At 51.2% G+C, this 13,382-nt stretch carries 12 protein-coding genes; 6 read left to right on the top strand and 6 right to left on the bottom strand.

Translation table 11 applies throughout. The features are described from left to right. Window positions 1-74 precede the first annotated feature (74 nt). Window positions 75-440 (bottom strand): aspartate 1-decarboxylase, encoded by a 366-nt coding sequence (panD, locus tag ACO0LK_RS06110; RefSeq protein WP_110255112.1) that lies wholly within the window; start codon window positions 438-440, stop codon window positions 75-77. 73 nt (window positions 441-513) lie between these two features. Beyond that, window positions 514-1,629, bottom strand: a complete 1,116-nt coding sequence (locus ACO0LK_RS06115) for a Re/Si-specific NAD(P)(+) transhydrogenase subunit alpha (protein WP_422973175.1) — start codon at window positions 1,627-1,629, stop codon at window positions 514-516. Window positions 1,630-2,156: 527 nt separating this feature from the next. On the opposite strand from ACO0LK_RS06115, the gene ACO0LK_RS06120 reads away from it, so the two are divergent. From ACO0LK_RS06120 to ACO0LK_RS06145, 6 genes are all read left to right on the top strand, one after another. Then, entirely contained in the window at window positions 2,157-2,645 is a 489-nt protein-coding gene (locus ACO0LK_RS06120; protein WP_186947316.1) for an NUDIX hydrolase, read from the top strand. Further along, entirely contained in the window at window positions 2,645-3,757 is a 1,113-nt protein-coding gene (gene mnmA / locus ACO0LK_RS06125; RefSeq protein ID WP_422973177.1) for a tRNA 2-thiouridine(34) synthase MnmA, read from the top strand. Before ACO0LK_RS06120 ends, mnmA begins: the two co-directional genes overlap by 1 nt. A gap of 392 nt (window positions 3,758-4,149) precedes the next feature. Continuing rightward, the gene (locus ACO0LK_RS06130; protein WP_186947312.1) at window positions 4,150-5,097 is read left to right on the top strand and encodes a MurR/RpiR family transcriptional regulator; all 948 of its coding nucleotides are present in this window, start codon (window positions 4,150-4,152) and stop codon (window positions 5,095-5,097) included. 15 nt (window positions 5,098-5,112) lie between these two features. Further along, window positions 5,113-6,114, top strand: a complete 1,002-nt coding sequence (locus ACO0LK_RS06135) for an isoaspartyl peptidase/L-asparaginase family protein (protein WP_422973180.1) — start codon at window positions 5,113-5,115, stop codon at window positions 6,112-6,114. A 102-nt stretch (window positions 6,115-6,216) separates the two neighbouring features. Further along, a complete protein-coding gene (locus ACO0LK_RS06140) occupies window positions 6,217-7,005 on the top strand; it encodes a prohibitin family protein (protein ID WP_422973182.1) in 789 nt (262 codons plus the stop codon). Between the two features lie 31 nt (window positions 7,006-7,036). Beyond that, window positions 7,037-7,381: a hypothetical protein gene (locus ACO0LK_RS06145; protein WP_422973184.1), complete on the top strand. Its 345-nt coding sequence runs from the start codon at window positions 7,037-7,039 to the stop codon at window positions 7,379-7,381. Window positions 7,382-8,641: 1,260 nt separating this feature from the next. On the opposite strand, the gene ACO0LK_RS06150 is transcribed toward ACO0LK_RS06145, so the two are convergent. The 4 genes from ACO0LK_RS06150 to ACO0LK_RS06165 all read right to left on the bottom strand — a co-directional run bounded on the left by ACO0LK_RS06150 (window position 8,642) and on the right by ACO0LK_RS06165 (window position 13,351). Then, a complete protein-coding gene (locus ACO0LK_RS06150) occupies window positions 8,642-9,166 on the bottom strand; it encodes a carboxymuconolactone decarboxylase family protein (protein WP_186950911.1) in 525 nt (174 codons plus the stop codon). A 231-nt stretch (window positions 9,167-9,397) separates the two neighbouring features. Continuing rightward, window positions 9,398-9,946, bottom strand: coding sequence for a peroxiredoxin (locus tag ACO0LK_RS06155; RefSeq protein WP_186950912.1), 549 nt, complete (start codon window positions 9,944-9,946; stop codon window positions 9,398-9,400). Between the two features lie 150 nt (window positions 9,947-10,096). After that, the gene (locus tag ACO0LK_RS06160) at window positions 10,097-12,010 is read right to left on the bottom strand and encodes a PAS domain-containing sensor histidine kinase (RefSeq protein WP_422973187.1); all 1,914 of its coding nucleotides are present in this window, start codon (window positions 12,008-12,010) and stop codon (window positions 10,097-10,099) included. Between the two features lie 21 nt (window positions 12,011-12,031). After that, complete coding sequence (locus ACO0LK_RS06165) at window positions 12,032-13,351, bottom strand: HD-GYP domain-containing protein (RefSeq protein ID WP_422973189.1); 1,320 nt, start codon at window positions 13,349-13,351, stop codon at window positions 12,032-12,034. Window positions 13,352-13,382 lie beyond the last annotated feature (31 nt).

Consider the following 13,382-nt stretch of genomic DNA (forward strand, 5'->3'; position numbering starts at 1 on the left):
TTGGATTGAGACATGCAAATCGCTAGGTGGGCAAGGAGCAAGCAAGATTTTGCATGCTGCCTGCCCCGGCTACGTTATTTATACTCTTTAATACTGGTGATCTGATTCTTGCCATTCACAAAAACGACATTCGGTTTATACGCTTTTGCTTCTTCTTCTGTCATCGGCGCATAGGTACAGATAATCATCAAATCGCCCAGTTGTACGCGGCGGGCTGCAGCGCCATTCAGTGAGATTTCACCGCTACCACGTTTGCCCTTGATGGCATAAGTGGAAAAGCGTTCACCGTTGTTGACGTTATACAGCTCTATCTGTTCGTTTTCGATGATGTTGGCAGCGTCGAGCAGATCTTCATCTATACCGCACGATCCTTCGTAGTGCAGGTCACACTGGGTCACAGTTGCGCGATGAATTTTGGCGCGGAGCATATTTCTTTGCATGGTCTTTCTACTTTCTGATACTTGAAAAAATCTTAAATCTTGAATCTTGAATCTTGAAACTTTACTCGGCTGCTTATTTCTTCAGTACTTCACCAGCCGAACACACCAGGGTGGCGGCGACGATTTCATCTTCACGATTAATCGCCAGCGCAGCATCCTTGTCGATGATGAGCTTCAAAAAGTCCAGCACATTGCGGGAATACAGAGCCGATGCATCGGCTGCCACCAGGGTTGCCAGGTTAGGCTCGCCGATGATGTGTACGCCGTATTTGGTGACGGTCTTGTTCAGTTCAGACAAGGGGCAATTGCCGCCCTGTTCTACCGCCATATCGACGATGACTGAACCTGGTTTCATGGCCTTGACGGTTTCTTCCGAGATCAGGATTGGTGCCTTGCGACCTGGGATCAATGCCGTGGTGATGATGATGTCAGCCTGCTTGGCACGTTCATGCACGAGAGCTGCTTGCCGCGCCATCCATGCTGCCGGCATGGGGCGGGCATAACCGCCCACACCTTTGGCGATTTCGCGTTCTTCATCTGTTTCATACGGCACATCAATAAATTTCGCACCCAGGGATTCAACCTGCTCTTTAACTGGAGGACGTACATCGGATGCTTCAATCACTGCACCCAGGCGCTTGGCTGTGGCAATCGCTTGCAAGCCGGCCACGCCCACACCCATGATCAACACGCGTGCAGCCTTGACCGTGCCCGCCGCTGTCATCAGCATGGGCATGAAGCGTTGATAAGTATTGGCGGCCAGCATGACGGCCTTGTAACCGGCGATATTGGCTTGCGAAGACAAGACATCGAGCGACTGCGCACGGGTAATGCGCGGTGCAGCCTCGAGTGCAAATGCGGACAGGCCGTGTGTGGCCATTGCCGCAATATTGTCTGCGTCAAAAGGATTGAGCATGCCGACCAGCACTGTGCCCGATTTCATCAGCGCACGTTCATCTGCATCTGGTGCACGCACTTTCAAGACCAGCTCAGCGCCGAATGCATCGGCTGCCGTGCCGATTTCAGCACCAGCCGCCTGGTAGGCTTCGTCGGTAATGCTGGAAGCTACGCCAGCACCAGACTGCACGATGACCTGGTGTTTGGCGGCGACATATTTTTTTATGGTTTCTGGGGTTGCCGCAACACGCGTCTCCCCCGGCCGTGACTCGGCGGGAATGCCGATTTTCATAGATTGCTCCCTGATGTGAATAAATTCGGTGAATAAATTCCGTGCTGATCATTACATCCTGATCGTTCTGTACTGGTCGTACTGATAATGCGGTACCCATGATTCTGCACTGATGAGGCCAAGGGCAGGCTCTGGCCTCAAGACTAATTTTGTCGGACCCAGTTGTATGACAACTTATACAATTCTTACCCGAATCTTACATTTAGTATTCGACAACGATATTACACGCAAATTGTTTTTTAGCACAACCGTTCGTTTTTCTTGATTTTATGATTTTTACGGCGCAAATTTCAGGATGTCGCCCGGCATCAGGAAGCATGGAATTATTTATTTCTTTATTAAAAACAGTCACTTAAAGAAAAATCTTCAAGCTGCATTAGTTTGGTGCAAATTAAAAAATCAGGAATTTTGCTGTCTGCAATCGGGCCATAGATAAATTACGCATTAGCTAATTCGGTCTCAAATTTGCTGGATTGCCACACAAAATCTGACGGCAAAGTAAAATGTCGGACTTACCGGGAAATGCTATGTCTGCCATTTGGAAACCCTCCGTCACTGTAGCCGCAATTATCGAACGCGACCAACAGTTTTTCATGATTGAAGAAGAAACACCTGACGGTATCCGCATCAATCAACCTGCCGGTCATCTGGACCCCAACGAATCGCTGGAACAGGCTGTCATCCGCGAAACACTGGAAGAAACCGCGCACGCTTTCACTCCTACCGGCCTGATCGGTACGTATATGTCACGTTTCATTTCCCCCACAACGGGTGAAGCCGTGACCTACCTGCGTTTTGCCTTCAGCGGGGAACTGGGTGCAGCGCAGGACAGGCCGCTTGATACCGGCATCCTGCGCACCGTGTGGATGAGTTATGCCGACTTGCTGGCGTCACAGGACAGGCATCGCAGCCCTTTGGTCATGCAGTGCATCAATGATTATTTGCAGGGGCAGCATGCGCCGCTATCCCTGTTGTTTACCCATCCAAGCGCACTTGGAAACTTGGAACATCAATAATGAGCAAGAAAAAAGTCGTAATCGGTATGTCTGGTGGTGTGGATTCTTCGGTATCAGCCTGGCTGCTGAAAGAACAGGGCTATGAAGTCATCGGCCTGTTCATGAAAAACTGGGAAGACGATGACGATTCCGAATACTGCTCGACCCGTGAAGACTGGATCGACGCAGTCAGCGTCGCTGACGTAGTCGGTGTCGATATCGAAGCCGTCAATTTTGCCAGCGAATACAAGGACCGTGTCTTCGCGGAATTTTTGCGTGAATACCAGGCTGGCCGCACGCCCAATCCGGACGTACTGTGCAATGCCGAAATCAAGTTCAAGGCTTTTCTTGACCATGCGATGAAGCTGGGTGCCGATTACATCGCCACCGGCCACTATGCGCGCGTGCGCGAAATGAATGGTCAGTTTCAGTTATTAAAAGCGATGGATGCCAGCAAGGACCAAAGCTATTTCCTGCACAGGCTGAACCAGCAGCAATTGGCAAATACCCTGTTCCCACTCGGTGAAATCCACAAGACCGAAGTGCGCAAGATTGCCGAACAGTTGCAACTGCCCAATGCAAAGAAAAAAGATTCGACCGGCATCTGTTTCATCGGTGAACGCCCTTTCCGTGAATTTTTGAACCGTTATCTATCCTACAAGCCAGGCAACATCCAGACCCCGGAAGGTGAAGTCATAGGTCAGCACGTGGGCCTGAGTTTCTATACCCTGGGTCAAAGAAAAGGCATAGGCATAGGCGGTATCAAATCCCATCAGAATGCCGATGGCAGCAGTGACGCCTGGTATGTCGCGAAAAAAGATGTCACAGCCAACACCCTGTATGCGGTGCAGGGACATGACCATCCATGGCTGTTGTCAGAATCGCTGGAAGCCGGACAGGTGAGCTGGGTGGCAGGCCATGCACCCCAGGCAGGTGACCTGTCTGCAAAGACACGTTATCGCCAGCCCGATGTCGCCTGCGAATTCAATGGCGATGAACAACGCTTTTCCCTCGCCTTCCCGCAGGCACAATGGGCTGTCACCCCCGGACAGTCAGCCGTCCTCTACGATGGTGATGTCTGCCTTGGTGGTGGTATTATCGACGTCGCTGCACGCGCCCACACAGAAAGCTGATCAGCAGTTGCACCCATGCCAGATAAATACCTACCTGTGTTTATCTGGCCAGCCGGCAAAACTGGCCCATCCATTCGCCAAATTCCTCCAAAAAGCCGGAAAAGCAGCGTTCAGCACACAGAAATTGATATAAATCGTATGCCAGCCAGGGTCTCTCCTGGCTGGTGATCGCAATCTTTCCTCCGGTACACATATTAGCTTGAGTGAATAAGTCTAATTTCAGAACAAAATTTGATGTCTTTTGTTTATTCTGACAATTCTCCTTAAATGTGCGATTTATCCAAAATATGTACGGAGAGAGACAATCATCGATTTGACACGATTCATTTCTTTACAATTTAAATCGATGAAATTATATTTACATTTCTACTTCACCAGAAAAGCCAGTCGATATGAATCGTCCTGATACGCAAGCACTAGGTGGTACTGTTAATGCACGCATAGGCAAGGTCTATATGAGCTTGTCAAAAGCACATAGAAAAGCAGCAGACTACGTGTTGTCGAATGTTTTTCGCTCTGCCACGATGTCTATCGATGAACTGGCAAATGCAGTCGGTATCTCTGTTGCAACAGCGAATCGTTTCGCCAGGGCGCTGGGATTTGAAGGCTATCCGCAATTTCGTGCAGAACTGGTGTATGGCTTCGAAGCCATGCTGGCCCCTATTGACAACCTGCGCAGTGAAATCCAGCGCCCTGCTACCAGCACAGAAATCATTTCCAGTTCTCTGAATGAAGACATGGCCAATCTGGAAGCCACCCGTCGCGGTCTGGCCCCTGATTTGTGTAACCATGCCGTACGCCAGATCCTGAATGCGGAAAGAATTTATATCGTCGGCTATGGTGCCAGCGCCTTCCTGGCCGGCTTGATGGCGCATAGCCTGGACCCGTTTTGCAACACCGTGCAATCCACCCTGGGTTCTGGCGGGCCATCGAATGTAGCGCGACAATTATTCAAGTATACAGAGCGCGACCTGGTGATCGGCATTTCCTTCCCACGCTATGCCGAAGACGTGGTCACCATCTTGCAGCAATTGCGAGAGAAGGGTGTACCTATCCTGGCACTGACCGACGCCCCCAGTTCGCCCCTTGCATCGCTGGCGAATGTCACACTGTATGCGCAGACACGACGTAATTTCTCGCCGAATTCCGAAGGTGCTGCCCTGTGCCTGATTGAAGCCATTTGCAGTGCCGTCGCCCATCAGGCCAAAGCGCCCGTCCATGCGGCATCAGAGATGACCAAGTTCATGCTGCCCTGGCTGTATCAGGAACCCAACGCCACCAGCCGCAAATCACAGGCTGCTGCTGCCAGCAAGATCATTGACATGGATCGCCCGGCCTGAACGCGGGTATTCAAGATGAAAACCAAAGCCACTGCCGGTATCGCCATCCATGGTGGTGCCGGTACCATCTTGCGCAGTTCACTGACGACAGAACAAGAACAGGCTTACCTGACTGCCCTGCATGACATTGTAGTTGCCGGTGCCAGCGTACTGGCCGACGGCGGCAGCGCGCTGGATGCAGTTACGGTGGCGGTCAGCCTGCTGGAAGACTGCCCCCTGTTCAACGCGGGCAAAGGCTCGGTATACACCAGTGCAGGTCAGATAGAAATGGATGCTGCCATCATGGATGGCCAACATCGCCGTGCCGGTGCAGTCGCCTGCGTGACAAACTTGCGCAACCCTGTGCGGGCAGCGCGCATAGTCATGGAGCACAGCCCGCATGTGTTGATGGTAGGACCAGGTGCAGAACAATTCGTCCGTCAGCATGGCGCGCAAATAGAAGATGCCACTTACTTTCATACCGAGCAGCGTTATGTGCAATTGCTTCGCGCACGACAGGAAGCCGGTATGCTGCTCGACCACGACGGCGACAAGCTGTCCGCAACATCAGGCACCACGCCGGAAGCAGCACCACTGGATCCGGATAAAAAATTCGGTACCGTTGGTGCCGTCGCACTCGACATGCATGGCAATCTGGCAGCAGCCACCTCTACCGGTGGCATGACCAATAAACTGCCAGGGCGTGTCGGCGACACGGCCATGCTGGGTGCCGGCTGCTATGCAGACAACCGCACTGCTGCCCTGTCTGCCACCGGCACTGGCGAAGCCTTCATGCGCAGCCTGGCGCTGCATGACATCGCAGCCCAAATGGACTACGCTGGCCTGAGCCTGGAACAGGCCGCGCATAAAACCATTATGGAAAAACTGCCGCAATTGCAGGGGCATGGTGGCATCATAGGTATAGACAGGCAGGGCAATATTGTCCTGCCCTTCAATACCGAAGGCATGTACCGCGCCAGCATGCGCATCGGAGATGTGCCACTGACAGGCATTTACCGCGACTTTCAAAAACTGTAGTTTTCAGAAGCGGTAGTTTCTTCCTCCGATTACCGGAAACAGTTATTCAAAGTACACCTATACTGCGGATGTCTTCACTTAACGAAACCGGAATCACGCATCATGCAAAATCTTCCTAAAATTGGCCTAGCATTACTGGTTATTGTCATCCTGTTTCTCTTGAATCCCTTTGCCACCATCCCGGCCGGCCATCGTGGCGTGCTGACCACGTTTGGCAAACCTTCGGATGAGGTATATAGCGAAGGCATACACTTTGTCTGGCCGATAGCGCAAAAACTGCACAAGGTATCGGTCGCCATCCAGAAAGGCGAAGGCGATGGTGATGCCGCATCAAAAGACTTGCAAACCGTACACACCAAGATCGCCATCAACTATCATGTAAGGCCAGATGCTGTGGTCTCGGTATATCGTGATCTGGGTAACGAGGCTGGTGAGCGTATCATCATCCCCAGCGTACAGGAAGCCGTGAAAGCCGTCACTGCCAGGTTCACCGCTGAAGAACTGATTTCACGCCGCTCGCAGGTACGTGATGAAATCGTGCTGGCACTCAAAGAACGCATGGCAAGGCATGGCCTGATCGTGGATGAATTTTCCATCGTGAATTTTAATTTCAGCAAAACCTTCAATGAAGCGATCGAAGCAAAAACCACCGCCGACCAGTTGAAGATGAAGGCCGAACGCGACCTGCAAAGGATAGAAGTGGAAGCCAAACAGAAAGTATCCCGCGCCCGCGCTGAAGCCGAAGCACTGGCCTTGCAAAGACAGCAGGTGACGCCAGAATTATTGCGCCTGCGCGAAACCGAGAATCAGGCCAGGGCGATAGAAAAATGGGATGGCCGCCTGCCCACGACAACGGGTGGTGCAATCCCCTTTCTCAATATCGGTAAATAATTTCGCACCTGATTGTTAACAGAGCCCAGCCATGTCCGAACAAAAGTCTTCCTCCCGCTTCACGCTGTTTTGCATACTCTTGCTGTTGGTGTGGTATATGCTCGACACGCCTATGGACCTGAACATGGACTGGGACCTGGAAGACTTCGACATCTTCTCCAGCACTGGCATGTCCTTGCCCGGCATCGCCGTCGCCGTCATCGCTGTCGTCTTCGCCATGATCATGGCCGGCCTGGTCATCGCCGGTGTATCGTTTTTACTGGTAGGCATAGCTGTACTGATAGGCGGCCTGTTACTGATGGTGTTTTCACCATTCTTGTTACCGCTGGTGCTGGTATTGATTGTGGTGAGTATTTTTAAGAGGAAGTCGCGGTAGTTTGAAACGTGGCGTAATCAGCAGTAGTTGAAATGCTGATGTTTTGACTTTGCAGTTGATTTCGACTTTAATCCGCTTTGGCCCATTACCCCTAAATATTTTGGCGAACCGTTTTTATTCGCCAAATTCGTTGAGTTACGATTGCAGGCCGCGCCTCGCTAGGCTAGGCGACTGCTCCAAAATATTTTGGTGAAGTTTTTTTATTCACTACGTTCGTTGAACTGCGATTGCAGGTCGGGGGTAGCCCGACAGCTACTCACTTTTCTTTTCTTGCAAAGAAAAGTAAGCAAAAGAATGCGCCCGCGGCGTCGCTGCCCCTTCGGGGTCCCCGTTTGTGCGATACAAAAAATGGGAAGGTCCGAAACTCGCTTCGCTCAGACACCGGACCTTCTTTTTCCATTTTCTGTATCGCACAAACGGCATCGCCACAGCGGAACTGCGAAAGTCAAAAACAGAAGCAAAATCAAAGACAACATCAACTTCAAAAACAACTACAACCCCAAAACAGCCGTTGATTGACCGCATTCGGCAATATACAAATATTGGTTGAATTGACGTTGCTGTTGCTGTTGGTTTTGATTTTGGGTTTGACTTCGGGGTTGCTTTTGAAGTTGTTTTTGACTTTAATCCGCTTGGGACGATGTAATTTGTGCGTCACAGAAAATGGATAAAGAAGATCCGATGTTTGAGCGAAGCGAGTTGCGGATCTTCCCATTTTTTGTGACGCACAAATTATGCTGAAGCGCAGCGTAAGCACCCGTAGGGCGAGTCTGCGGTCGCCTTTCTTTGATTCCGTTCTTTGGCGAAGCAAAGAAAGTATTTCGGCCGCCGGGCCGAGTCCCGGCTTGTGTCCACGGAGAGCAATCTTTTAATCAAAGTACGGCAATGCAACAAACGCCACTAGATTCCTGCATTCGCAGGAATGACGATATTATGATTACCGTTGATTGACCGAGATCGCATTCGTATCTACGAAGAACAATCGCTTGAATAATGACTCAAACGTGCAACGAACACCGCTGGAGCGCCAGCCCGGTGGAACGCCAGCCCGGTGGAACGCCAGCCCGGTGGAGCATCAGACCGATGGATTTCTGCCTTCGCAAGCATGACGAAAATAAGATCACTGTTTATCGACAGAACCCCATCCTCACCCTACCCCTCTCCTTGAAGGAGAGGGAATTTCAATCTACAGAGCAGCCATATTCCAAACTGCGCACAACAAACAGCACGCAGCACAACTGGCAAGCCGGCAGAATGTAGTTAGACAGTCTCAGCAGAAATGACCTGCGCTGCGGCATTGACGACCGCTGCAATTCGCCCCACATCCCGCAACTGCGTCGCCGACATGCCTTCCTTCTTCAACAATTCAAAATGCGATTTCACACAGAAATGGCATTTGCCGATGATGGAAGCCGACAAGGCATACATCTCGAAGCGACGTTTGTCGACACCGCCGTTGGTCGCATAGGCATTCATGCGCAACTGGGCAGCCTGAGTTTTCAGGTCGGCATCATCTGCCATTTCCACATATGGATACCAGACATTATTCATGCCCATCAAAGCCGCTGCGGTCAGCGCTGCATTGATTTCTTCTGGTGTGATGGCGCCACTGGATTTGATGGCTTCAATGATCACGGTACTTTTTGCAGCAAAGGCGGCTGCCAGTGCCACGCCTACCGCATCATTGCCTTCCAGGCTGGAACGGGCGATCGTGCCATCGATGTTCAGACGGATATCCTTGGCGTAATCAGGGATACGACTTTTAATTAAATTCAAGAATTCCATAGTATTTACCTATCAAAAAGTGGTTTTAAAACCCGCCGGAGCGGGTTTATTTTACATCTACAGCATTACCCTGACTTAGAACCTGTTCACGATCTGTAGCGAGCGGGCGTCAGCGGGGTAAGGGTAACTAAGCGCAGCGCAAAAAGCGGAATGTACCCTACTAGTACATGAGCATTTTGAGCAGCGCATGAGCCCCGATCACGCCCGCGCAGTAAGATCGTGAATAGGTTATTACAGAGTTGAGCCGCCTACTGTACGGTTGCATGGGCACAGTTCATCTGTTTGCAGACCATCCAGAATACGCAGGATTTCTGTCGGGTTACGGCCAACGTTGAGGTTGTTGACAGAAACGTGCTGGATGACATTGTCAGGATCAACAATGAAAGTCGCGCGCAGTGCAACACCGGCGTTGACATCACGTACACCCAGCATGTCTACCAAAGAACCAGTTGAATCGCCGAACGCATAGTGGTTCAGTTTGTCCAGATCTTTGTGTTCACGGCGCCATGCCAGTTTGCAGAATTCGTTATCGGTGGAACCACCCAGCAAAACAGCATCACGGTCAGCGAAGTCGCTTGTCAGTTTAGCAAATTCAACGATTTCTGTTGGGCAAACGAATGTGAAGTCTTTTGGGTAGAAATAAATGATTTTCCATTTGCCTGGGAACGAAGCTTCAGTGATGTCCTCAAATGCGGACACACCATTTTCTTCGTGATGATTGAAGCCTGGCTTAGCTGCTGGGACTTTGAATGCGTCGAGTTTTTGACCTACGGTTTTCATTAATTTCTCCTGATTTGACATAAAGGTGAATGATGTATCCACAACGGAACAAAGCATATCACTATGAATTTTAAATATCCAATAGATTTTAACTACTATTCATTTAGTTAAAAGATATCTGATATCGCTATGCGTCCATTGGTGGCAAGCTCAACCCACCCTGTCATCACGACGTTTGACGCCAGCCAGCAGGGTGAACCAAAACACGGTTCCTTTGCCGGCTTCTGTCTCAAAACCGATTTCGCCACCCATTTTTTCGACAAAGGTTTTGGTGATATTCAAGCCCAGCCCGGTACCGCCCTGCTGCCTGGTATTGGTGCCGTCAGCCTGTGCAAATTTCTTGAATATCTGTTCCCTGAAGGCAGAAGGGATACCTGGCCCTTTGTCGTGGACTTCGACTTTATAACTCCCGGATGTTTCAGAGATATGAATTTCGACTTCATCGCCTGTAGGTGAAAACTTGGCCGCGTTCGACAGCAGATTGGCAAACACCTGCATCACTCGCACGCTGTCGCCCATGGCCCATGCCTGTTCGGGGTGAGCCATGATGCGGTAACGCACCTGCAAGGTCTGGGCATAGGCGGCATTGGCTTCAATGGCCTGCCGGGTAGCGGCGACCAGGTCAAACCGTTCGATATTGATGATCATCTTGCCGGATGCCAGTTTTTCCATGTCCAGGATGTCATTCACCAGGACCCCGAGACGCTGGCAGTTCTTGTGTGCGACTTTAATCAGTTGCATGACTTTAGGGGACAAATCACCCGCAACGCCGTTTTCCAGCAAACCCAGGGCACCGCGTATCGATGTCAGAGGCGTGCGCAGTTCATGGCTGACGACGGAAATGAATTCGGATTTGATGCGATCAGCCTTGCGCTGCTCGGTCAGGTCCAGCACAAAACCGACCCATTCTTCAAACGAACCTTCAAGCTGCGCCAAGCCGACCATGACGGGAATGCGTGCACCATCCTTGCGTAGCACTTCGCCTTCATATGGTTTCGCCTGTCCATGCAGGCGCACTTCCTGCAATGCCTTGTCATGGCTGGCATGGCTCTCTTTTGAGGCCTTGTCCATCCAGTTCATGCCTGAATCGATAAATTCTGAGCGTGTCACGCCGACCAGTTGCAGCAAGACATCATTGGCTTCGGTCAGCCGGCCATTCAGGTTGCCCTGCATGATACCGATGAGACTGGAGTTAACCAGCCGACGCAAGCGTGATTCACTGATCAGCAAGGCTTCTACCATACGTGATTTTTCTTTGCTGGCCTGCTGTGCAGCATCCCGTGCTGCAACCAGGCTGCGCTCGGCTTCCTTCATCTGGGTAATGTCGCGCAGGCTGTATACCCGTCCAACGCGGCGATCACGCAAGAACTCGGGCTTGGAAACGCAGACAAAAAAACGACCGTCTTTCAGGGTCATCAAATCTTCGGTTTCCAGATTGGGATCGTCCCTGACAGCTTGCAAATTGAGGAAGAAGCTGTCGGCATTCAGCAAGGCCGCTTTCAGGTGGGCAAATATCTGGGTTTCGTCACGACTGGCGAGCAAGTCATCCGGCAAATGCCACATGGCAGAAAAGCGTTGATTGAGGTTGATGATATTGCCCTGCAAATCGACCGACAGGATACCCTCGGCCGTGGCATCCAGCGAACTTTGCAGTTGCGCCACCAGGTGCACCTGCCCCTCGGCGACCTGGCGCCTGTGGGTAATGTCCTGGGCATGGATCACAAAATAATCCTGTCCCTGCTCACTGAAAACCGACACGCTTTTTTCAACGGGGAAAGAGATGCCACCAGCACTCAGCCATTCACTCTCGGCCACGACGCTCTGCGCTTCCATCGCATCGGCATGTAATCCCTCCCAGAAAAATACATCCTGCAAGGAACATTCAATAAACGACAGTGCCTGCCCCAATAAATCCGCACGCGCATACGATAACATCTGACAGGCAGACTGGTTGGCGTCCACCACCGTCATCTGCTGTTTGTCGACGACAAGTATGGCCTCACGGCTGCGGTCTATCATATGCCGCAGCAAACCATTGCTCAACGTCGATGAGGGCTGTGACATACTGGTGTAGACGGCTTCCGGTTAGCGTGCACCAGGCAGGGGATTGCTCTGGGTCTTTTTCGATTGCGAATCAAAATAATAATTCACCCGCTTGCGCGGATTCAGGTATTCGTAAATGGCTCTTGGCAACAGTCCGGGCCGGATACTGGCACTGATGGACAGTTCTTTGCTTTCTTCCGCCAGGTCCAGAATGATGGCATCTTCCTTGGGTATCCCTGCATCATACATCAGCACACGCGGGCGCAAGGGCTTGCCCACATTCACATTCATCACCAGACCAATGGCTTCATTCGACAAACGCACCAGCGTGCCAGGTGGATAAACCCCCAGGCTCTTGACCAGTGTCGCCATCACCGCCTGATCAAACTGGGTACGTCGGTGGGCATACATGGTCGATAGTGCTTCATGCGGCGTCAACGACAAGCTGTGATCATTATGATTGCATAAATTATCATACACATTGGCGATTGTCACGATACGACTGGGCATGCGTATGGCTTCGCCCTTTAAATGATGCGGATACCCACTGCCATCCATAAATTCATGATGCTGGGCGATCACATCCAGCACCGTTGCAGGCAGGCCGGCCTTCTGCCCCACCTCGACGCCATACTGGGTATGCAGTTCAAAAAAATGCTGTTCGGGTTTGGTCAGAGGCCCGGTTTTATTCAGGATATGTTCAGGCACATTCACCTTGCCCAGGTCATGGAACAGGGAAGCAATACCAACGGTCTTGATTTGTGTCGGCGAACATTTCATTTCATGCGCCAGCATCATGGCCAGCACTGACACGTTCAAGGTGTGAAAATACATTTCTTCACTGCCTGCGGTCTGCTGTATCAGATGCATGACAGTATCTGTGCCACTAAGAAATACTTCGGCCATGCTGTCCACCAGCTTGCTGGCTTCCTGTATGGTTTCCGCCGGTTGCGAGAAGATCAGTTTATTGATGCTTTTAACGACCGTCGCCGCCTTGACGAACTTTTCTTCACAGCGGGCAATTTCTTCCCGCTGTTTTTGCAATTTCTCAAAACGCGCACGCTTGGCATCAATAATGCTGGCATATACCTGGCCAGCGGGTGCAGCGGCCGGTACCGTTGCCGTGGACACAGCCGTGGTGGCGACGCTCCTGTCGACAGGCGTGGCCGACAGCGGATCCGACTTGGACGGAAGATACCGCACATGCCTGAGCTTCAGACCCAGAAGTTCGTCGATCTGTTGCTGGCTGGTGATCTTGAACGAGTTCATGGGAAACGAATGTTCAAACCAGCTCAGATCGAGTTTGATGAACATTCCTATCCTGACCTGATCAATCACTATTAACTGGCTGTCATCGGACATGGGAGAAGAATTATAGATATTTCTTCTGACG

Origin of the sequence: Undibacterium sp. Ji49W, assembly GCF_049340205.1 — a bacterium.
Lineage (GTDB): Bacteria > Pseudomonadota > Gammaproteobacteria > Burkholderiales > Burkholderiaceae_D > Undibacterium.

Coding starts and splice junctions, on each gene's coding strand:
- mnmA (WP_422973177.1), top strand. CDS start 2,645: ATGAGCAAGAAAAAAGTCGTAATCGGTATGTCTGGTGGTGTGGATTCT.
- ACO0LK_RS06115 (WP_422973175.1), bottom strand. CDS start 1,629: ATGAAAATCGGCATTCCCGCCGAGTCACGGCCGGGGGAGACGCGTGTT.
- panD (WP_110255112.1), bottom strand. CDS start 440: ATGCAAAGAAATATGCTCCGCGCCAAAATTCATCGCGCAACTGTGACC.
- ACO0LK_RS06160 (WP_422973187.1), bottom strand. CDS start 12,010: ATGTCACAGCCCTCATCGACGTTGAGCAATGGTTTGCTGCGGCATATG.
- ACO0LK_RS06135 (WP_422973180.1), top strand. CDS start 5,113: ATGAAAACCAAAGCCACTGCCGGTATCGCCATCCATGGTGGTGCCGGT.
- ACO0LK_RS06145 (WP_422973184.1), top strand. CDS start 7,037: ATGTCCGAACAAAAGTCTTCCTCCCGCTTCACGCTGTTTTGCATACTC.
- ACO0LK_RS06120 (WP_186947316.1), top strand. CDS start 2,157: ATGTCTGCCATTTGGAAACCCTCCGTCACTGTAGCCGCAATTATCGAA.
- ACO0LK_RS06150 (WP_186950911.1), bottom strand. CDS start 9,166: ATGGAATTCTTGAATTTAATTAAAAGTCGTATCCCTGATTACGCCAAG.
- ACO0LK_RS06165 (WP_422973189.1), bottom strand. CDS start 13,351: ATGTCCGATGACAGCCAGTTAATAGTGATTGATCAGGTCAGGATAGGA.
- ACO0LK_RS06130 (WP_186947312.1), top strand. CDS start 4,150: ATGAATCGTCCTGATACGCAAGCACTAGGTGGTACTGTTAATGCACGC.
- ACO0LK_RS06140 (WP_422973182.1), top strand. CDS start 6,217: ATGCAAAATCTTCCTAAAATTGGCCTAGCATTACTGGTTATTGTCATC.
- ACO0LK_RS06155 (WP_186950912.1), bottom strand. CDS start 9,946: ATGAAAACCGTAGGTCAAAAACTCGACGCATTCAAAGTCCCAGCAGCT.